21 protein-coding genes are annotated in these 19,188 nt (G+C 61.7%); 12 read left to right on the top strand and 9 right to left on the bottom strand.

The window, feature by feature from the left end; translation table 11 throughout:
• Window positions 1-125 precede the first annotated feature (125 nt).
• Complete coding sequence (locus FFI94_RS03270) at window positions 126-353, bottom strand: hypothetical protein (RefSeq protein WP_138871727.1); 228 nt, start codon at window positions 351-353, stop codon at window positions 126-128.
• On the opposite strand from FFI94_RS03270, the gene FFI94_RS03275 reads away from it, so the two are divergent.
• Window positions 352-891, top strand: coding sequence for an HNH endonuclease (locus tag FFI94_RS03275; protein WP_138871728.1), 540 nt, complete (start codon window positions 352-354; stop codon window positions 889-891). The genes FFI94_RS03270 and FFI94_RS03275 overlap by 2 nt on opposite strands.
• Before the next feature lie 34 nt (window positions 892-925).
• The gene (locus tag FFI94_RS03280) at window positions 926-1,183 is read left to right on the top strand and encodes a WhiB family transcriptional regulator (protein WP_185993374.1); all 258 of its coding nucleotides are present in this window, start codon (window positions 926-928) and stop codon (window positions 1,181-1,183) included.
• Window positions 1,184-1,246: 63 nt separating this feature from the next.
• On the opposite strand, the gene FFI94_RS03285 is transcribed toward FFI94_RS03280, so the two are convergent.
• The 4 genes from FFI94_RS03285 to FFI94_RS03300 all read right to left on the bottom strand — a co-directional run bounded on the left by FFI94_RS03285 (window position 1,247) and on the right by FFI94_RS03300 (window position 5,841).
• A complete protein-coding gene (locus FFI94_RS03285; RefSeq protein WP_138871729.1) occupies window positions 1,247-2,398 on the bottom strand; it encodes an acyl-CoA dehydrogenase family protein in 1,152 nt (383 codons plus the stop codon).
• Between the two features lie 17 nt (window positions 2,399-2,415).
• The gene (locus FFI94_RS03290) at window positions 2,416-3,399 is read right to left on the bottom strand and encodes a nitronate monooxygenase family protein (RefSeq protein ID WP_138871730.1); all 984 of its coding nucleotides are present in this window, start codon (window positions 3,397-3,399) and stop codon (window positions 2,416-2,418) included.
• Between the two features lie 33 nt (window positions 3,400-3,432).
• Window positions 3,433-4,839, bottom strand: a complete 1,407-nt coding sequence (locus FFI94_RS03295) for a 4-hydroxyphenylacetate 3-hydroxylase N-terminal domain-containing protein (RefSeq protein ID WP_138871731.1) — start codon at window positions 4,837-4,839, stop codon at window positions 3,433-3,435.
• Between the two features lie 66 nt (window positions 4,840-4,905).
• Window positions 4,906-5,841 carry an IclR family transcriptional regulator gene (locus FFI94_RS03300; protein WP_138871732.1) on the bottom strand — a complete coding sequence of 312 codons (936 nt, stop codon included), beginning with the start codon at window positions 5,839-5,841 and terminating at the stop codon, window positions 4,906-4,908.
• Window positions 5,842-5,943: 102 nt separating this feature from the next.
• Between FFI94_RS03300 and FFI94_RS03305 the strand changes: the two genes are divergently transcribed.
• The 4 genes from FFI94_RS03305 to FFI94_RS03320 all read left to right on the top strand — a co-directional run bounded on the left by FFI94_RS03305 (window position 5,944) and on the right by FFI94_RS03320 (window position 11,006).
• Complete coding sequence (locus FFI94_RS03305; RefSeq protein ID WP_138871733.1) at window positions 5,944-7,656, top strand: thiamine pyrophosphate-binding protein; 1,713 nt, start codon at window positions 5,944-5,946, stop codon at window positions 7,654-7,656.
• Window positions 7,656-8,435 carry an SDR family oxidoreductase gene (locus FFI94_RS03310; RefSeq protein ID WP_138871734.1) on the top strand — a complete coding sequence of 260 codons (780 nt, stop codon included), beginning with the start codon at window positions 7,656-7,658 and terminating at the stop codon, window positions 8,433-8,435. Before FFI94_RS03305 ends, FFI94_RS03310 begins: the two co-directional genes overlap by 1 nt.
• Before the next feature lie 110 nt (window positions 8,436-8,545).
• Complete coding sequence (locus FFI94_RS03315) at window positions 8,546-9,448, top strand: oxygenase MpaB family protein (protein WP_138871735.1); 903 nt, start codon at window positions 8,546-8,548, stop codon at window positions 9,446-9,448.
• Between the two features lie 19 nt (window positions 9,449-9,467).
• Complete coding sequence (locus tag FFI94_RS03320; RefSeq protein WP_138871736.1) at window positions 9,468-11,006, top strand: long-chain-fatty-acid--CoA ligase; 1,539 nt, start codon at window positions 9,468-9,470, stop codon at window positions 11,004-11,006.
• A gap of 22 nt (window positions 11,007-11,028) precedes the next feature.
• On the opposite strand, the gene FFI94_RS03325 is transcribed toward FFI94_RS03320, so the two are convergent.
• Window positions 11,029-11,676, bottom strand: a complete 648-nt coding sequence (locus FFI94_RS03325) for a TetR/AcrR family transcriptional regulator (protein ID WP_138871737.1) — start codon at window positions 11,674-11,676, stop codon at window positions 11,029-11,031.
• A 170-nt stretch (window positions 11,677-11,846) separates the two neighbouring features.
• Between FFI94_RS03325 and FFI94_RS03330 the strand changes: the two genes are divergently transcribed.
• Both FFI94_RS03330 and FFI94_RS03335 read left to right on the top strand, forming a co-directional pair.
• Complete coding sequence (locus FFI94_RS03330; RefSeq protein WP_138871738.1) at window positions 11,847-12,464, top strand: carbonic anhydrase; 618 nt, start codon at window positions 11,847-11,849, stop codon at window positions 12,462-12,464.
• Between the two features lie 93 nt (window positions 12,465-12,557).
• On the top strand, window positions 12,558-13,289 hold the full coding sequence (locus FFI94_RS03335; RefSeq protein ID WP_138871739.1) for a DUF4232 domain-containing protein: 732 nt from the start codon (window positions 12,558-12,560) through the stop codon (window positions 13,287-13,289).
• Between the two features lie 24 nt (window positions 13,290-13,313).
• On the opposite strand, the gene disA is transcribed toward FFI94_RS03335, so the two are convergent.
• A complete protein-coding gene (disA, locus tag FFI94_RS03340; protein WP_138873580.1) occupies window positions 13,314-14,399 on the bottom strand; it encodes a DNA integrity scanning diadenylate cyclase DisA in 1,086 nt (361 codons plus the stop codon).
• Window positions 14,400-14,496: 97 nt separating this feature from the next.
• Between disA and FFI94_RS03345 the strand changes: the two genes are divergently transcribed.
• On the top strand, window positions 14,497-15,057 hold the full coding sequence (locus tag FFI94_RS03345) for a PaaI family thioesterase (protein WP_138871740.1): 561 nt from the start codon (window positions 14,497-14,499) through the stop codon (window positions 15,055-15,057).
• 23 nt (window positions 15,058-15,080) lie between these two features.
• Here the strand turns inward: FFI94_RS03345 and radA are convergent, their stop codons facing one another.
• A complete protein-coding gene (radA, locus tag FFI94_RS03350; RefSeq protein ID WP_138871741.1) occupies window positions 15,081-16,514 on the bottom strand; it encodes a DNA repair protein RadA in 1,434 nt (477 codons plus the stop codon).
• A 97-nt stretch (window positions 16,515-16,611) separates the two neighbouring features.
• Window positions 16,612-17,244 (bottom strand): copper chaperone PCu(A)C, encoded by a 633-nt coding sequence (locus FFI94_RS03355; protein ID WP_138871742.1) that lies wholly within the window; start codon window positions 17,242-17,244, stop codon window positions 16,612-16,614.
• A 264-nt stretch (window positions 17,245-17,508) separates the two neighbouring features.
• Here FFI94_RS03355 and FFI94_RS03360 point away from each other — a divergent pair, with 264 nt between their 5' ends.
• The 3 genes from FFI94_RS03360 to ispF are packed head-to-tail and all read left to right on the top strand — an operon-like array spanning window position 17,509 to window position 19,180.
• Complete coding sequence (locus tag FFI94_RS03360) at window positions 17,509-17,997, top strand: CarD family transcriptional regulator (protein ID WP_033232561.1); 489 nt, start codon at window positions 17,509-17,511, stop codon at window positions 17,995-17,997.
• 24 nt (window positions 17,998-18,021) lie between these two features.
• Window positions 18,022-18,690 carry a 2-C-methyl-D-erythritol 4-phosphate cytidylyltransferase gene (ispD, locus tag FFI94_RS03365; RefSeq protein ID WP_138871743.1) on the top strand — a complete coding sequence of 223 codons (669 nt, stop codon included), beginning with the start codon at window positions 18,022-18,024 and terminating at the stop codon, window positions 18,688-18,690.
• 13 nt (window positions 18,691-18,703) lie between these two features.
• Entirely contained in the window at window positions 18,704-19,180 is a 477-nt protein-coding gene (ispF, locus tag FFI94_RS03370; RefSeq protein WP_138873581.1) for a 2-C-methyl-D-erythritol 2,4-cyclodiphosphate synthase, read from the top strand.
• The last annotated feature ends 8 nt before the right edge of the window (window positions 19,181-19,188 follow it).

The following is a 19,188-nucleotide window of genomic DNA, read 5'->3' on the forward strand; positions in this document are numbered from 1 at the left end:
CGTCGACGCGTGGGCTGCCGTCCGCGAATATTCGCAATACATCTGCGCCCTGACGTGGCACACTGGGCAACCTGTAGCCGTCACCCACAATATGGAAGGACCCTCGGATGCACCCCAGCTTGTATTCACAGCGCAAGTCGCAGTCGATGATCCATCATGTGGACCGGCTCGCGGAAAAGTCCGGCACGATCGCCGGATTTCGCGTCTACTGAAGCCCCATCGCTCGGGGCGTGCGCGTCCCGACACTCGCTCATTCGACGGGTGACCTCACGGCCGACCTCGGCCACCACCGGACGATCACACCTCGAGAACCGCCACTCCGGCTGCGAGAGAACAAGGTTGTCGATTGCCATGCGTCACCCACCCACCGCTATCACCGCCCGTACCTGGATGAACACCCGAGTGAGGGTCCTCAACGTCACCTACGAAGACTTCGACCTCGTACCCGCCGCTCGCGCGGTCGTGTTGCTTGCCGAACAGCTCGCGATGACTCTGGTCGAGCACACTCCGCGGTTCGTGGTGCGCTCCCAGTACGTGGCGATCCCGCTGCCGCGGACCATTCAACTGCTCGAGTACGTGCACACGCCACCGCGTCCGACAATCGACGACGACACCCGAGCGAGCTTCGCCGGCGTTCTGGCGCGCGATCACTACCGGTGCGCGTATTGCGACGGCGCGGGGGCGACTACCGTCGATCACGTCTACCCGCGGAGTCGAGGCGGAAGCAACAACTGGTCGAATCTCGTCGCGTGCTGCCTGACCTGCAACAACGCCAAGTCCGATCAGACTCCGGAAGAGTCAGGCATGCCGCTTCTGTGGGTCCCCCGAGCACCTCGTATCGATCACAAACGCCAGCACACGATCTGGCGCGATCTGGCCCATAGTCTCTGAATCGTATTGGAAGGAGGCATATCCCATGACGTCGATGACTTCCACGATGATGATGACCTTGGCTGACCTGCTACCCAACTCGGAGGACACCGCAGACTGGGCCGTCGCCGCCTGCCGCGGCGATCGGTACCCGGACCGGTGGTTCCCTGACCCGAGTGAGGCGGTCGACTACGCGGCCGAGGTCTGCGCCCGGTGCCCCATCACTGCCGCGTGTGGTGCGTATGCGGTCGATACTGCGCAGACCGGTGTGTGGGGCGGCCATGAGTATCGACGGGGCAGGATTGTCCGCTGAGTGAACGTCGGACCCGCACCAGTTGTGTTGTGGGTCCGACGTTCTCGATTTTGTTATTGCCTGTCAGCTCTTGGCGATGTCCCGACCGATGATCTCTTTCATGATTTCGGTGGTTCCGCCGTAGATCGTCTGAATTCGGCTGTCGACGTAGGCTCGCCCGATCGGGTATTCCATCATGTAGCCGTACCCGCCGTGCAGTTGCACACAACGGTCCACGACACGCTTCTGCAGTTCGCTTGCCCACCATTTTGCCTGTGCCGCTTCGACGGCGGACAGCTCGCCGTCGTTGATCGCCAGGACTGCATTGTCGACGTATGCCTGTGTCACGTCGATTTCGGTGAGCATTTCGGCGAGCACAAAACGTGTGTTCTGGAAGTCGCCTATGGGCTTTCCGAATGCACTGCGCTCGAAGGCGTATGCCTTGGTCCATTCGTAGGCTGCCCGTGCGACGCAGATTGCGCTGACGGCAATCGAGAGTCGCTCGCGGGGAAGTCGTTCCATCAAGTGGATGAGGCCGCCGCCCTCGGTGCCGAGAAGGTTGCCGGCCGGAACCCGGACGTTGTCGAAGGACAACTCGGCTGTGTCCTGGGCTGCAAGACCCACTTTGTGGAGCTTGCGACCGCGGGTGAATCCTTCCATTCCGCGTTCTACGACCAGGAGACTGAAGCCGCGCGATCCGGCGCTGGGGTCTGTTCGGGCAGCGACGATCACGATGTCGGCATGGATGCCACTGGTGATGAATGTCTTCTGGCCGTTCAAGATCCAGTCGTCTCCGTCGCGAACGGCGGTGGTCTTGATGCCCTGTAGATCGCTACCGGTTCCCGGCTCGGTCATCGCAATGGCGCAGATGATCTCTCCGGCAGCCATTCCCGGAAGCCAGCGCTGCTTCTGCTCGTCGGTGCCGAGATCGGCGATGTACGGGATGACGATGTCGTCATGGAGTCCGAGTCCGGCGCCGAACGACGTGGTGGCGCTGCGGGCGATTTCCTCGGCAACGATGTAGCGGTATCGGAAGTCGAGTTCTCCTGACCCGCCGTACTGTTCGGGTACGGCGAGACCGATGATGCCCGTCTTGCCGGCGGCAAGCCAGGCCGATCGGTCTACGAGACGATTTTCTTCCCAGTCGTCGTAGTGCGGGGTCACCTCACGGGCGATGAACTCGCGTACGGATTCTCGATAGGCTTCGTGATCTTCGGTGAAGAGCGTGCGACGCATGAATTTACTCTCCTGTCCTAGACGGAAACGCGTTCGGTCATCGAGCGCAGTCGCGCACCGATGATGTCTTCGGCTTCGGAGACCATGCGCTGCACCAGTTCGTCGACGGTGGGGATGTCGTGGATGAGTCCCTGCGAGGTTCCGACGGTCCAGATACCGGCGTCGGGGTCACCCTTCTCGTAGACGGTGCGTCCGCGAGCGCCGGCAACGAGTTCGCGGACGTCCTCGAATTGTCCGCCGCGTGAGAGGATGTCGACAACCTCACGGCTGACCGTGTTGCTTGCGACGCGAGCGGTGTTGCGCAGTGGCCGGAAGATGAGTTCGGTCTGGGTTTCGTCGGCGGCGACGATGGCTTCCTTGATGTTCTGGTGAATCGGCGATTCCGCGGTGCACATGAAGCGTGTACCCATGTTGATGCCGTCGGCGCCGAGAGCCAGGGCGGCGACGAGTCCGCGGGCGTCGGCGAATCCGCCGGACGCGATCATGGGAATCGAAATCTTCTCTGCCGCTGCGGGAATCAGGACCAGTCCGGCGACATCATCCTCGCCGGGGTGGCCGGCGCATTCGAAGCCGTCGATGCTGATGCCGTCAACGCCGAGATCCTGAGCCTTGACCGCGTGACGGACAGTGGTGCACTTGTGCAGCACCTTGATTCCGGCGTCGTGGAACATCGGCAGGTGCGGTCCGGGGTTGGATCCGGCAGTCTCGACGATCTTGATTCCCGAGTCGACGATCACCTGGCGGTACTCGTCGTACGGAGGCGGTGTGATGGACGGCAGGATCGTGAGGTTGACACCGAACGGCTGATCGGTGAGGTCGCGGCAGCGGGCGATTTCGTTGGCCAGGTCCGCGGGTGTCGGTTGCGTCAATGCGGTGATGAAGCCGAGTGCACCGGCATTGGCGACGGCAGCAACGAGTTCCGCTCGTCCTACCCACTGCATGCCACCCTGGACGATGGGATGACGAACACCGAACGTTTCCGTGAATGCTGTTGAGATCATGAAAGTTTCCTTGCTGTTCTCTCGGGGAGGGGGTCAGAGGTGGGAGATGCCGGCGAGGTCGCTGACGTAGTCTCGTGCCTTCGTCGGATCGAAGGAGCGTGAGATCTGAAGTTTCTCGGCTTCGAGTGAGCCTTCTGCGTGGGTTGCGAGTACAGATTGGTATCCGCCGTAGTCGCGGGCGGTGAGGTCGGCGATGAAGTTGAGCAACCTCAGGCGTTTTTCGGCAGGAACTGCTGCAGCGTAATACTTTTCGAGTACGGCACGAATGTCGGGGGTGTCCCAGTCTTCGCCGCCGGGGCCGGTGGCGAGCAGGCCGCCGGAGAGGTCGGTCAGTATCGCGACGGCGTTGTGGAATCCGTGGGCGAAGTGGTATTTCGCCATGTTGACGGCGAGCGGATCGGGTTGCTGAACACCGTGTGCACCGGGCTTGGACCGAACGGCGGCCAGTTGCGCCAGGCCCCGGACCGTTTCGCTCCAGGTGATCAGTTCGGTGATCTTGCCCTTGACGTGCCCGGCTTTGCTGATGCCGTTCGCTTCGGCGATCAGCGATGCCGCGCCGACCATGATGTCGAGCAGGGGCAGTTTGTAGTTGATGGCGGTGAAGCGGTGGTAGTCGACGAAGGCCAATGCGAGGGGGCCGGCCAGTTCGGGTTGGCGGTTGAGGAAGACCCGGTTCTTCGGTACGCGTACGTCGTTGAAGACGGTGAGCGATTCGAGGAGCTTGTGTTTCGTGGAGATCGGGAACTCGAACGAGTTGCGTTCCCCGGCTGCGTAGGGGGAGACGTAGAGCTCGAGGCCCGGTGTGTCGATGGGGATGGCGAAGGAGACGGCGTAGTCGGCGTCGTCGGGTCCCATGGCGCGGGTGGGCAGCACGATGAGCTCGTCGGCGTTCGCGGAGAACGAGGTGTGGCATTTGGCACCGCGCACGGTGATGGAGTCGGCGTCTTCGTCGACGATGTGCAGGTAGAGGTCCGGGTCGGCTTGCTGACGCGGGCTCAGGGAGCGGTCGCCTTTGACGTCGGTCTGGGCGACGGCCAAGGAAAGGTCGCCTGCGCACACTCGCTGGTAGAAGGCGCGGGCGTTGTCGAGTCCTTCGCCGGTGGTGGCGCGGAGCAGCGCGAACAATGCGTCGCTGCCGACCTCTTTGAGGACGATGGTTCCGCCGCCGCGTCGTGATACTTCTTCGATGAGTGCGCCGCGGCGCACGAGATCCTCGGCGGAGTTCGGTGCGACGTAGAACGCGCTGACCGGTTCGCCGTCGACCTCGGTGATCGCGAGGTCGGGTCGGTCGTCGGCGATGTCGTAACACAGTGCCGAGTGGTCCACTGCGAGAGTCAGTTCAGGCTCCGCGTAGACGTCGGATATTTTCTTGCCTCGGTAGAAGACCCGACGGTCGTCGTTGAGGCCCTTTCGGTACTGGTCACTGGTTCGTATGCCCACGAGATACTTCCTTGCTCTTCGGTCGCGGTTGTTGCACTGAACATAGCTTAGCGATCGCTATATAAGCTATGTTGAGCGGTCTTCGGATGTCAATGGGCAGGGCGAACGGCCATGCATCAGTGTCGTGACCTGTTGTGCGGCTGTACGCACGAGTGTGCCGAGTTCGGCAATGCGTTCTCCGGTCAACGGCGACGGTGGATCCACCAGGCAGAGAATGAGTGCGGGTGACGTGTCTTGATCGAACGCGGTCGCGTTCACCGACAGCAGTTGGTAGTGAGCGTTCGGGTCGATTGTTCCTACGGCAACGTCCGCGGACAGTAGTCGCCGTGCTTCTCGCAGTGCGATTGCGGCCTTCTGTCCACCGACCCCAGGTCCACGTAGCTCTGCGACCGCATCGGAGATCGAGCGGTCTTGTTGCCAAAGGCATTCCACGGCGAATCCGCGCTCCCGGATGGTGTCGAGGATCGGTTCGTACTCCGTCTTCAGCAGTTCGGTCTCCGCGCTCAGGACTTCTGTGCCAAGTATGAACCACTCGTCGAGTTGATCCTGCCCGTACCAAGCTGCCAGTCCGGCGCCCAGTGGTGGTGCCATCAATACCTTGTCGCCGATGCGTAGTCCGAGTGTTCCGCTGCGTTTGGAGATCGGTTGAACAACTTCTGCGACAACCAGATCGGCACCTGACCGGATGAATCCCAGGCATGCCAGTTGTGACGTGTCGGCCAGTTCGTGCATGACAGTTCGGGCGAGGTCGACGACATCGGTTGCGCGAGAGGCGGCCTGGCCGATGGGGACGAGAGCCGGCCCGAGTTGGTATGTCTTCCGAACGGGATGACGTACGAGCCAACCGGACTCCGTCAATGCGACGACCATGGGGTAGCAGGTTGCTTTCGCGACTCCCAGGTGCCGTGCAATGTCGGCAAGGCTGCGCCCCGTTTCAGGATCGGATGCCAACAGTTCGGCGAGCATGACAATGCGATCGGTCTGTGGTGAGTTTCGTGCCATGTGTTTGCATAATGCCACTCTGGCGTCGCACTGTGACCCACGCTACTCTGAAATCACTTAGCGATCGTTAATCAAGCATCGTGAGTTCTGGAAGGACAACACATGACTGTCAATGGTGGCGAACTGCTGGCAAGAGCCCTCGCCGAAGCCGGTACTACCGAGGTATTCACCCTGCATGGAGGGCATCTGGATGCATTCCTCGTTGCCTGTCGCCGAAACGGAATTCGGCTTACCGACACCCGTCACGAAGCCACTGCCGGCCATGCCGCCGACGCCTATGCGCGGGTGACCGGGACGTACGGCGTTTGCGTCGTCACGTCCGGCCCGGGTTTCACCAATGTCTACACCGCGCTGACCAATGCGCTCCTCGATCGCACCCCGACCATCTTTGTCGTCGGGGCTCCGCCGATGCGCGAGACCGAGACGAATCCACTACAGGGCGGGTTCGATCAGATAGCCGCGGCCACACCGGTGACCAAGTGGGCCTACCGCATAACCGACCCGGCCCGCGTACCCGAAATCGTTGCTCTGGCTATTCGTAAGGCTACGACGGGAATCCCGGGTCCGGTACTGCTCGAAGTACCGATCGACGTGATGTTCGGAGAAGCGGACGAGAACGCCGTGAGATTTCCGGTGAACTACACCGTGGACGCGCGGCCAGGTCCTACTGCCTCGGCCGTGGAAGCCGCGCTCGATCTGCTCGGCGCCGCGAACAGTCCTGCGATTGTGATCGGCGGTGGTGTCACATTCTCTCGCGCGAGTGAAGCCTTGGTGGCGTTCGCGGAGACAGTGGATGTGCCTGTGTTCTACCCGGGGAAGTCCGATGGAGCGATGCCGGCAAGTCATCGTCTCGCCGGCGGTGGATTGTTGGCGATCGGGTCATTGCCCGCGATCGGACAACCGACTCCCGACGTGGTGCTCGTAGTCGGGGCCCGCGCCGGAATGTTCACCGGCGGGCGCACCAGCCTGTACCCCGGTGCGCGGTTGATACAGATCGACATCGACGCGTCCGAAATCGGACGTATGCAGGACGTGGACGTTCCGATACTCGCCGACTGTCGAGAAGCGCTCATTGCCTTGAAAAATGCTGCTGATCAACGTCAATGGCCCGACTGGAGTTCCTGGGTCGAGGCAGCGACAAGCGCCAAGCACGCGCACCGTCATGGATTTACGGACGAGGAGACGCGGACCGGAAAGGCGCATCCGTACTTCGCGGCGCGTGCGATCGTCGAAGCGTGCCCTCCTGACACGACGTTTGTCATGGACGGTGCCGAGGCGCCGTCATGGGGTGAATTCTTCACGACAACGGAACAGATTGGTGGTGTCTTGCGGCTCGGTTACCTCGGATGCCTGGGTGTCGGGCCGGGTTTCGCGATCGGTGCACATCGTGCACGGCCGCAATCACCGGTCGTGCTCATCACCGGTGACGGTGCCGCTGGATTCCACATCCAGGAATTCGACACGATGGCCCGTCACGGAATACCGGTTGTGACAGTGGTATTCAACAATGCGGTGTGGGGGATGTCGATCCACGGCCAGGAAGCGGTGTACGGGGACGAAGGAATTGTCGTCTCGGAGCTCGCGGACAGCGCATACGAGAAGGTTGCCGAGGCCTTCGGTGGATACGGCGAGCGAGTGAAGGACGTTGCATCCATCGCCGATGCGATGAAGCGTGCATTCGCTGCCGGGGTTCCCGCATGTATCAACGTCGAGGTAGACCCACACGTCGTTCACCCCATTACGACGATGATGCTCGGCGACGTCACGAGCACGGACGAAATCGTGGTCCCCTACTACGAGAACATTCCTCGCTGATGTCGACACGTGTTGCGGGAAAAGTGGCTGTCGTTGTCGGCGGAGCATCCGGTATCGGTTGGGCAACAGCACAATTACTGACAGCTGAAGGTGCAACCGTCGTGATCGGTGACATCGACGTCGACAGCGGACGGTCTCGGGCTGCGGACCTCGGCAGGGGAGCCGAAGCGGTCCGGGTCGACGTCGTCGACGAGGAATCGGTTCGGGCGATGTTCGAGGAAACTCGGGCGCGATGGGGTCGGGTAGATATCGCAGTGAACTGTGCCGGTGTCAATCTTCCTGGATTCATTACCGAATTGGACGCCGAGACGTGGAGGCGCACAGTGGATATCTGCCTGACCGGAGGGTTCTTCGTGATCAAGCACGCCGCCCGTGTCATGGAAGCCGGCGCCGCGATCGTCTCGATCACGTCGCTGAACGCCCGCCAGGCCGCTGCGGGATTTGCGGGATACTGCTCCGCGAAGGCGGGTCTTGCCATGCTCACCGAAGTCGCTGCGCTCGAACTCGGTGAGCGCGGGATCAGGGTGAATGCGGTCTCTCCCGGGCTCGTGGAGACTCCGCTGGTGGAAGGTCTAACCAGTGTTCCGGCCATCCAGGCGGACTTCACGGAAAACACCCCGCTGCGGCGTAACGGATTGCCGCGCGATGTTGCAGAAGCTGTGCTCTACCTTGGCTCGGATGCGTCGTCGTGGACCACGGGGGAGGTTCTCGACGTCAATGGAGGCGCGCACCTGCGCCGGTATCCCGATGTCATGAAACATATCGGGGCCTTGTCGTAGCGGGCGTCTGGAGGCGCTCGTTCGGCATGCCCTGGACAAGGTAGTTATCGTTCGTTAAGTTGGTGGCGTCAGTCACAGTGGATTGCCGAGCGTGGAACACGGAGAAGTCAATGAAGCGGTTCGATCTGAGAGATCGCACGGACGGTCTGGATCCCGAAACTCAGTACGAGGAAATCTATCGGGTGCTCGCGACCCAGGAGTTTCCGTGGGACATCAATCAGGCGTTGAGCTTTGCGTTGTTTCGCACCTATGCGGTGCCCACAATCGGTCGATTGCTCTACGACACCGGTGAATTCACTGAACGGGTACAGAAGCGCTACGACGACACCGGGCTCATTCTGGATGCGGTACTGGAGCATGGAATGTCCAGTCAGGCAGGCCGTGACGGCATCCGCCGTATGAATCAGATGCACGGCTCGTACACAATCTCCAACGCGGACATGCTGTACGTGCTTGCGACGTTTGTCGTTACTCCGATTCGATGGATCGACAGTTACGGCTGGCGGAAGCTCACGCGCAACGAAATATCGGGCGCCACCAACTATTACCGACATATGGGAAAGCTCATGGGGATCAAGGGTATCCCCGAGACGTACGAGAGATTTGCCGAGTTGATGGACGACTACGAACGTGAGCAGTTCGCGTTCGACGACGGTGGACGGGCAGTTGCGGACTCCACCCTGGATCTACTGTGCACGTTTCCGCCGAACAACCTTGCCCCTGCTGTGGTTATTCGGCGTTTCTCCTGGGGGTTGATGGATGCCCCGCTGCTCGAGGCATTCGGCTACCCGCAGCCGTCCCGGATCGAGCGCATGCTGTCGCAGACTGCACTTATGTTGCGGGGCAGGTTCATTCGCATACTACCCCCTCGCGCGGTGCCGAAATTTGCGCGTGATCTGCCCAATATTCGCAGTTACCCCAACGGGTATCAGGTTGATGCTCTGGGAACTTTTCCCAGAGGTTGCCCGGTTGCGCATCAGCCTGCCGCACCCGACGTTGCTCCCTCGAATTGAGAAAGAACATCACGACAAGATGAGTACAAAATACCGCCTCGCCGACGAGAGTCGTCGTCACGCTGCTGCTCGGCCCGACGCACTTGCGCTGACCGGTCGGGACGGGTCGATGACATTTGGCGAGTTGGACCGCCGGACCAACCGACTCGCGAATGTTCTCCTCGACCTTGGTTGTGTAGCCGGCACCAGAGTGGCGGTGGTGGACAGAAGTTCAACACAGGTAATCGAGATAGTGCTGGCAGCGGCGAAGATCGGGGCAGTGGCCATCCCGCTCAATTGGCGCTTGTCCGGTGTCGAGATTGCCGGCGTGCTCTCCGATTCGGAAGCCCGGGTGTTGTTCCTTCACAGTGAATTCGACGGTGTCTTGTCGGCGGCGCAGGACGCTGGTGAGCCAGGTCTGCTCGTCATGCGGATCGACGGTTCCAGGGAGACGGACTACGAAGCTCGATTGGCCGACGCAAGTTCGGTTGACCCCGGGTGGCGCGGAGGCCTGGATGACGTTGTGCTGCAACTCTATACATCCGGCACCACGGCGAAACCCAAAGGCGTTCTGACGTCCAACAGGAATCTCGGCGGGTGCACGCAAACGGGCGGCCCTTGGGGGTTCGACGAATCCTCGGTCAGTTTGTGCGCGATGCCGTTGTTCCATATCGGTGGATTGGGCTGGGTCCTCGTCGGTCTAGCGAACGGTGCGCACAATGTGATCCTCGCGGAATTCACCCCTTCCGGTTTGCTGGATGTATTGGAAAGAATGAGCATCACGAATACATTTCTGGTGCCCTCTGTCATCGGGATGATGATCGAAGTTCCGGGTGCACAAGATCGAGATTTCGCAGCGCTGCGCTCCATTGCGTACGGTTCCTCACCGATAACCCCGGCGGTACTGAAGCGAGCTCTCGACACGTTCGACACCCCGCTCTTCCAGGTGTACGGCCTTACCGAAACACATGGAGCTGTAACACAACTCGATGCAAACGATCATTCGGTTGACGGAGAGAAGGTTTCGTTGTTGCGGTCCGTCGGCAAGCCTTACCCCTGGGTGGAGTTGAAGGTTGTGGGCCCGGGCGCATCCGAATCGGCACCCGGAGAGTCCGGCGAGATCTGCGTCAGGTCCGAGCAGGTCACGCAGGGCTACTACAAACGGCCGACGGAAACGGCGGCCGCGATCGATGCCGACGGCTGGTTCCACACTGGCGACGTCGGACGGATCGACGACGAGGGATACGTCTACATCACCGATCGGATCAAGGACATGATCATCACCGGTGGCGAGAACGTGTACCCCGTCGAGGTCGAATCGGTGATCGCCGAGTACCCGGGTGTTTCACAGGTTGCTGTTGTCGGAGTAGAGGATCCGGTCTGGGGTGAGGCAGTCAAAGCAGTTGTAGTCGCCGCTGCGGATCATGAACTCGATGCCACCGCGATCCTCGCATTCACACGATCGCGTCTCGCCGGATACAAGTGCCCGAAATCGATCGACGTCGTTGCGGAACTTCCACTCGGCGCAACCGGGAAGATACTCAAGCGCGAACTTCGAGCACAGTATGCCGGGCAGTGATGCAGTATGCCGGCTGTGAGACCTAGCGAGTTCGTTTGCGGGGAGGCTTGTATCCCACCGTGTTCAGGGCGATCTCCGCATATTTCCCGGCGACTTCCTCCGGGCTGAGTTTGCCTTCCGCGTGGTACCACCGCGGAATGGACTGACACATCGCGAGCAATGCGCGGGTGGTCTCGGCTGTGTCGGCGACCGAGAACAAGCCTCGTTCGACGCCCTCTGTGACGATGCCGAGGGCGAGCTCCTCGATGCCCTTGCGGACAACGCGGTATCGCTGTCGGTTCTCGGGGCTGAGGTACCGCACCTCACCTTCGAGGGCTGCCAGGCGAGATCGGGTTGTCATGCGCAACACGATCGCTTCGACGACGTTCGTGAGTTGTTGGCACGGGTCGTCGCCGCCGTCGGCGGATGCGGTGTGTGCACGCGCGAGTACGTCGCTGGTCGAGATCTCCAGGAGTGCAAGGAGAATCCCTTCCTTACTCTGATGGTGGTAGTACAGCGCAGGGATCGTGACCCCGACGCGACGCGCGATGTCCCGCACCGAGGTGCCGTGGAAGCCGTTGTCGTAGAATCCCTCGAGGGCAGCCTGGAGGATGGGGCTCAGTTCGAGTGGCTCGATCCGTCGCCAGCTGGCCTCGGTGGTGGCGGTTTTCGCCGAATTCTTCGTGACCATGACTACTCCATTAGCTATCGTTCGATAAGGCCTGGGAAGATCCTACGCTGCGGCGAGACCGTCACAGTTTCACGCTTGTGCCTTAGGTGGAACTTCGGACAAGGCGGTTGGTTTCCGTGACGTGCCCTTCCCGATGTGTCGGAAGATCGTGGCGGGTGCACAATATTGACATGCCGAATTCGAATCCGATATCCGCTTGGAAGGCCCTTCGCGAAGGCAATGAGCGATTTGTGGGCGGCGCGTCCATCCACCCCAGCCAGGGAATCGCGGATCGCGCGAAACTGGTCGACGCACAGCACCCCACCGCCGTGCTGTTCGGTTGTGGTGATTCACGTGTTGCCGCCGAGATCATCTTCGATCAGGGGCTGGGTGACATGTTCGTCGTTCGCACGGCAGGTCACGTGCTCGACGATTCCGTTCTCGGTTCCATCGAGTACGCGGTGCATGTTCTCAACGTCCCGCTCATCGTTGTGCTCGGGCACGACGGTTGTGGCGCGGTCAAGGCCACACTCGACGCTCTCGACAAGGGTGCAGTGCCGGACGGCTTCATCCGCAGTGTGATCGAGCGTGTTGCGCCGTCCATTCTCATGGGACGCAATGAAGGTCTGACGACCGTCGACGAACTCGAGGGACGCCACGTTGTCGAGACGGGTTCGCTCATCATGCAGCGGTCCCGAATTATTGCCGACAAGGTAGGCAAGGGAGAGTGCGCGATTGCAGGTGTCACCTACACGTTGTCGGACGGACACATGCGTCTGCAGGGCGTAGTAGGCGAAATCGGCGAGTAGGTCGGGATAATCCCTTCAGTCCTTCGTCACACGGTGCCGACACGCCGTCTCAGCTGACCGTTTGTGAGGCTTTCGCCAACTACCGTTGAGACCGTGTTGGAACCGAATGGACCACTGCCCCCTCAGATCTACTGGCGTCGCCGGGCTCTGGCCATCGGTGCTGCCGTTATCGCCCTGGTGTTGTTGATCTGGGCGATTTCCGCGCTGGTCGGCGGAGGCGACGATCCTGCCGAAGCGGACGCCGCGGCCGCCACGTCCTCGCTCACATCGGAGGTGTCGTTCACACCGAACCCGTCAGGAAGCAACAACTCCGGCGGCAACGGTGGCGGCGGTGGTGGTGATTCCGGTTCGAATGGTTCTGCGACGTCCGCTGCGCCGAGTTCGACAACGTCGGCAACCAGCGCGGCTCCGGTACCGGCTGGGCAGTGCGCCGATTCGTCCCTCGCAGTCAAGGCGACCGCAGACAAGCCCACCTTCGCCGGTGGCGAGGAACCGACCTTCACGATCGTCATCACGAACATCGGTTCAGCCGCATGTGATCGCGACCTGGCCGGTGGACTCCAGCAGGTGCTCGTCTACAGCATCGACGGCAAGAACCGACTGTGGTCCAACGTGGACTGCTACCCGCAACCGGCCCCGGATGTGCGCAACCTAGAACCGGGTGAGCAGGCCGCCTTCAAGGTTGCCTGGTCCGCCACGACCTCGACTCCGGACTGCGCCACTTCGCAGAATCCGCAGCGCAATCCCGTCGGCCCCGGCGCGTACACCGTCGTCGGTCAGCTCGGCGCCCTGCGCAGCGGCGCGGAGCCCTTCAATATCGCGTAACCCAATATCGCGTAACTGCCGAGCTCAGTTGTACGAACCGGTGATCGAAGACTCAGCCAGCCGGGACAAGCCTTCCCGGATGTGACGAGCCCAGAGTCCACCGATGCCCTCGACGGACTGAAGGTCGGCTGCCGTTGCAGCGAGCAGCGCTTGCAAGGTGCCGAATGATCCGACCAAGCGGTGGATCTGATGGAACTGAAGTCGCGGTACTCGCATGAGCACCCGGTATCCACGGGGAGTCATCGGGGTGTCGAGGGCTTCGATTGTGCCCGGGTAACCGAGAACTCGCGCGAGGGTGGTCAGGTCGAGAAGATCGGCATCGGTGACGCGGTCCAGGGCAGCGAGCACATTGTCCATCGCGGCGGTTCCCACCGGCTCGGGGCCTGCAAGGTAGTCGCGGACGATGAGCTGACGCGCAATGTCGTTGTCGCCGACCAACTCTTCGAGCTGAAGGGCGAGCTGGCGACCGTCTGTGCCGAGTTCGAGGACGTCCTGTTCAATCTCGAGTGATACGCGTCGAACCATCTCGAGTCGCTGCACCACCGTCAAAGCGTCGCGCAGAGTCACGAAGTCCTCGATCTCGACGACGGACAGTGACCTGGTGACCTCGTCGAGACGCGCCTTGTATCGCTCGAGTGTCGCAACGGCCTGATTTGCTCGGGACAGGATCGTGGCGGAACCTTCGATGACATGTCTGATGCCGCCGACGTAGACGCTGACGATCGACATCGACTGACTTACCGACACCACCGGGTATCCGGTCTGGATTGCCGTGCGTTCCGCTGCGCGGTGCCGAGTGCCGGATTCGACGGTCGGGATCTTGTGGTCCGGAACGAGTTGAACGTTTGCGCGGACGATGTGCGAGCCATCCGTGGACAGCACCACGGCACCGTCCATTTTCGAAAGTTCCCGAAGGCGCGTGGGCGCGAACGCCACGTCGAGGTTGAAACCACCGTCGCACAGCGCCTCGATCTCGTCGTCGTAACCGAGAACGATCAGGGCGCCGGTGCGACCTCGAAGAATGCGTTCGAGGCCGTCGCGCAGTGCGGTTCCTGGGGCCAATCTGGCGATGGTTTCTCTCAACGCCGGCGACGACTGGGGATCCGCCATCGCACTGATCATTGAGAAACTCCCTGCTGAGGTCGATGTCACTAAGTCCGGGTCCGATAGCTGGTACTGGCAGATCCTTCGATTAGATTACCTATCCGTGAGTAGTACCTGGACTTTGCCTGACGACCTGACCGTCCCCGTGCCTGTTGAATTCTTCCCGGCGGCGGGTGAGACCTTGCCTCAGCACTGGTCGAAGTGCTTCGGGTGCGGCGACGATCAGCCGGCCGGGATGGCGATGAGTTTCAAGGCTGGTGAGGGCCTCGAGGTGACCGGACGCCTCGAAGTCGCGAAGAAGTACCAGGGTGGACCCGGGGTCATTCACGGCGGAATTCTCTCCACTGCTTTCGACGAGGTGCAGGGCGTGGCATGCATGGTCCTCGGCACTCCGGTGGTGACCGGTCACCTCGAGATCGACTTTGCGCGGCCGATCCCGCTCGGCTCGGTTCTCGAGTTCCGGGCTCGCGTCGAGGGAACTGTCCGGCGCAAGGTCTACACCACCGCCGAAGCTGTCATCGTCGAAGGTCCAGCCGCTGATCCGGACGTCATTGTCGGAACATCGCGAGGACTGTTCCTGACCATCACGGCCGAGCATTTTGCACAGACCCAGGAATTTGTGGACGGCGTTCCGACCTCGCCGTTCGGAACCTCGTCTGTCTGATTTTCCAGCCCTGATCACTGCCGTCATTTGACGGGGGTGAGCTTGGGTCGAGGCGCACCCTGCTTGCCGCCGAGCAAGCCGGCGTAGGTCAAGGCCTCGGCGATGGTCGTCACTTCGTTGACTCGCATGCCGGGAATGTTCGGCCCGGAGTCGACCGGCACTATTGCGCTCGTGAATCCCAACCGGGCAGCTTCGATCAGACGTCGGTTGACGCCGGCAACTCGGCGAACCTCACCGGCGAGTCCGACTTCGCCGAGGATCACCATCCCCTTGGGAACCGGCTTCCCCTTCACCGCGGAGGTGACGGCAATGGCGAGGGCCAAATCGGCACCTGGTTCCGTCATCCGCATGCCGCCCACGGTTGCCGCGTAGACGTCGGCTTTGGCGATCGATACCCCGGCACGTCGCTCGAGTACGGCCAGAACCATGGCGACACGTGCAGTGTCCAGGCCGCTCACAGCTCGACGGGGAGTGGGGAGTGGCGTAGGGGCCACCAAGGCCTGTACTTCGCCGAGCAGAGGGCGTTTGCCGTCCATCATCACGGTGACAGCAGTGCCCTCCACCATCTCTTCGCGATGGTGGAGGAACAATCCGGACGGATCGCTGATCTCGTTGATGCCTTGTTCGGTGAGCTCGAAACAACCCACCTCGTCGGCTGCTCCGAATCGGTTCTTCACTCCGCGGACCATACGAAGCGTGGAGTGTTTGTCTCCTTCGAAGTGCAGGACCACGTCGACGAGATGCTCGAGCGATCGTGGGCCGGCCACGGCTCCGTCCTTGGTGACGTGACCGATCAGGAGTACCGGGATTCCGCTGGACTTCGCCAACGACGTGAGTGCGCTGGTGACCGCTTTGACCTGTGTGACACCACCGACAACGCCGTCGACGTCGGCTGCGAGCATCGTTTGCACGGAGTCGACGATCACCAGCGTGGGTTTGACCTGCTCGACGTGGCCGAGGATGGTAGCAAGATCGTTTTCCGCGGCCAGGTACATCCGTTCGTGGACGGAATTGGTGCGATCGGCTCGGAGCCTGACCTGGCCGGCCGACTCCTCGCCGGTGACGTACAGAGCGCGATCCTGCGGACTCCGCATCGCCCACCGGTAGACGACCTCGAGCAGCAACGTGGATTTGCCGACGCCAGGTTCCCCGGCGAGTAGGACGACCGAGCCGGGAACGACACCACCGCCGAGAACACGATCGAGTTCACCGATCCCGGTTGGCTTGGCCTTGGTGCTCTGGCTGTCGATCTGGGTGAGCGGAGTGGCGGGTGTGGTGGGCAGGACAGCGGCCGAACCGGCCTTCGCGAGCGATGCTCCCGCGCGACTGGCGACCGGAGCGACGACGGACACTTCGGACATGGAGCCCCACGTGTCGCACTCGGGGCAGCGGCCGACCCATTTGGGCACGACGGATTTGCATTCGGAGCACCGATAGTTCGATTTCGCTTTGGCCACCGGAACAGACTAGAGGCGGGGTCCGACATGGACCCCGCCTCTAGTGTGGCAATTCGTGACCTTGGCGAAACGCAGTGTCCGCCTTAGGTTTACAAGCTCAGTGTCCTGAGCCTTCGACCGGCGACTTCTCGGACACGTCACGTTCGAGTTGCGGGCCCGCATCGACGGGAACCTGAACCGTGACGGGGCCGGCCTTCTCGAAGGTGAAGGTCATCGGGATGGTCAGGCCTGGGCGAACGCCGGCCTTGATGTCTTCGAGGACTACGAGCAAGAGCGCTGCGGGAGCGTCTGTGTTCTGGTCCTTGTTCGCGATCTGCTTCTCGGCTTCGGCCTCAGCGGACTCGCCCGCGGGAAGCTCTCCGGCCTGCAGAGATGTCTGCGGCTTGATCACCAATCCGGCAACCTCTTCACCGGCGACAACGCTTGCAGCGTAGTCGGTGGTGATGCTGACCAGCTTGTCGGTGGTCTCCGCGCTTTCGTTCACGATCGTGAAGGCGAGCACGGCGGTTCCGCCGGGTTCGATGCTGTACTCCTCGGACGAGGGGTACATGATGTGCACGTTGCGCAGAGCAATGTCACCAACGCTGGCGCTGTTGCCGTTTACGGCGGCCTGCTGGACGGCAGTCTGGCTCACCTGTCCCGAGCCACATGCGGACAGCGCGATGGCTGCGCCTGCAGCCAGTGCAATGGCGGTAGCGACTCGGCGAGTCGGCTTGCGGATAGCAGTCACGGTTTGTCCTCCAGGGCGTCAGGTTCGCACTCCACTAGGCAGAGTAGTAGTCAGCTCTCGCGGGCCGGTCGCTGGGTCGCCACAACGGTTGTCCGCGTGGGCTTTCGTTCTGTCGTGAACAGGCCGTAGACGCTGGCTGAATGCACGTCCAACAGGCACTGTCAACCCCTACGCTCGAGCAAGGATGCCCCTGACCTGCGCCGTTGATGCATGGCTGGTTCTTCGACGTGTTAAACTAGTGGAATCGAAAGGGGCACGGGACACATGATTTTCAAGGTCGGAGACACCGTCGTATACCCCCATCACGGTGCGGCGCTGATCGAAGCTATCGAAACCCGCACCATCAAGGGTGAGCAGAGGGAATATCTCGTTCTGAAGGTTGCTCAAGGCGATCTGACAGTGCGAGTACCCGCAGACAACGCAGAATACGTCGGAGTTCGCGACGTCGTCGGCCAGGAAGGCCTCGACAAGGTTTTCCAGGTTCTGCGTGCACCGCACACCGAAGAGCCCACAAACTGGTCTCGTCGATACAAGGCAAATCTCGAGAAGCTGGCTTCAGGTGACGTGAACAAGGTCGCCGAGGTTGTTCGTGACTTGTGGCGTCGTGAGCAGGATCGTGGACTTTCTGCTGGTGAGAAGCGCATGCTTGCCAAGGCTCGTCAGATTCTCGTCGGAGAGCTTGCGCTCGCCGAGGGTACTGACAACGAAAAGGCTGAGATCATTCTCGACGAGGTCCTCGCGACCGCGTCCTGAATCAACACCACAACAAAGCTGACAGTGTCGGTAGTAGCACTGGTTCCTGCCGCAGGTCGGGGAGTGCGCTTGGGTGAGCAGATACCCAAGGCATTTGTCGAACTCGGTGGGCGCACCATGCTTGCACGCGCGGTTGACGGGCTCCGGAAATCCGGAGCGGTCGACCGCGTTGTTGTGATTGTGCCGCCTGAACTCCTCGCATCGGTCTTGGCTGATCTGGGGCGTAGCGACGACGTCGACGTGGTTGCAGGCGGAGCGGAGCGCACGGACTCCGTGCGGGCCGGACTCGCGGCTGCCGGAGACGCGGAGTTCGTGCTTGTGCACGATGCCGCGCGGGCTTTGACGCCACCGGCGATGATTGCACGGGTTGTGGCTGAACTGAAGGCGGGTAGCGCTGCGGTCATTCCCGTGCTGCCGGTCACGGACACCATCAAGTCCGTCGACGTTCTCGGTATGGTCACCGGTACTCCGCTGCGTAGCGAACTTCGTGCGGTGCAGACACCGCAAGGCTTTTCTGCGCAGGTTCTGCGTGACGCGCACGACGCCGGCGATCTTGCGGCTACGGACGACGCGTCGTTGGTCGAGCGACTCGGCGTTTCCGTACAGACGATCGCCGGTGAAGTTCGTGCCTTCAAGATCACCACACCACTCGACCTGGTACTTGCCCGAGCACTTCTTGATGCGGATTCGTAAGGACGGAAACTGGATGCGAGTCGGGTTGGGGACGGATGTTCATCCCATCGAGGTAGGCCGGCCATGTTGGATGGCGGGTTTGTTGTTCGAGGAAGCCGATGGCTGCTCCGGGCATTCCGACGGCGATGTTGCCGTTCATGCGCTGTGTGACGCTCTTCTCTCTGCAGCGGGATTGGGTGACCTCGGCTCCGTTTTCGGTACCGGTAGGCCGGAATGGGACGGAGTCAGTGGCGTCCGGATGCTCGCCGAGGTTCGGCGGTTGCTCGAGGAAAACCAGTTCACGGTGGGCAATGCCGCAGTTCAGGTCATCGGGAATCGCCCCAAGATCGGCCCGCGCCGCGATGAGGCGCAACGCGTCCTCTCCGATGTTCTGGGTGCCCCGGTTTCGGTCTCCGCGACCACCACCGACGGACTCGGTTTGACCGGGCGCGGCGAGGGGATCGCCGCTATGGCCACCGCGTTGGTCATGGCAACCGGCAACGACAGGTAAGATCGCTG

Source organism: Rhodococcus sp. KBS0724 (genome assembly GCF_005938745.2).
GTDB lineage: Bacteria > Actinomycetota > Actinomycetes > Mycobacteriales > Mycobacteriaceae > Rhodococcus_F.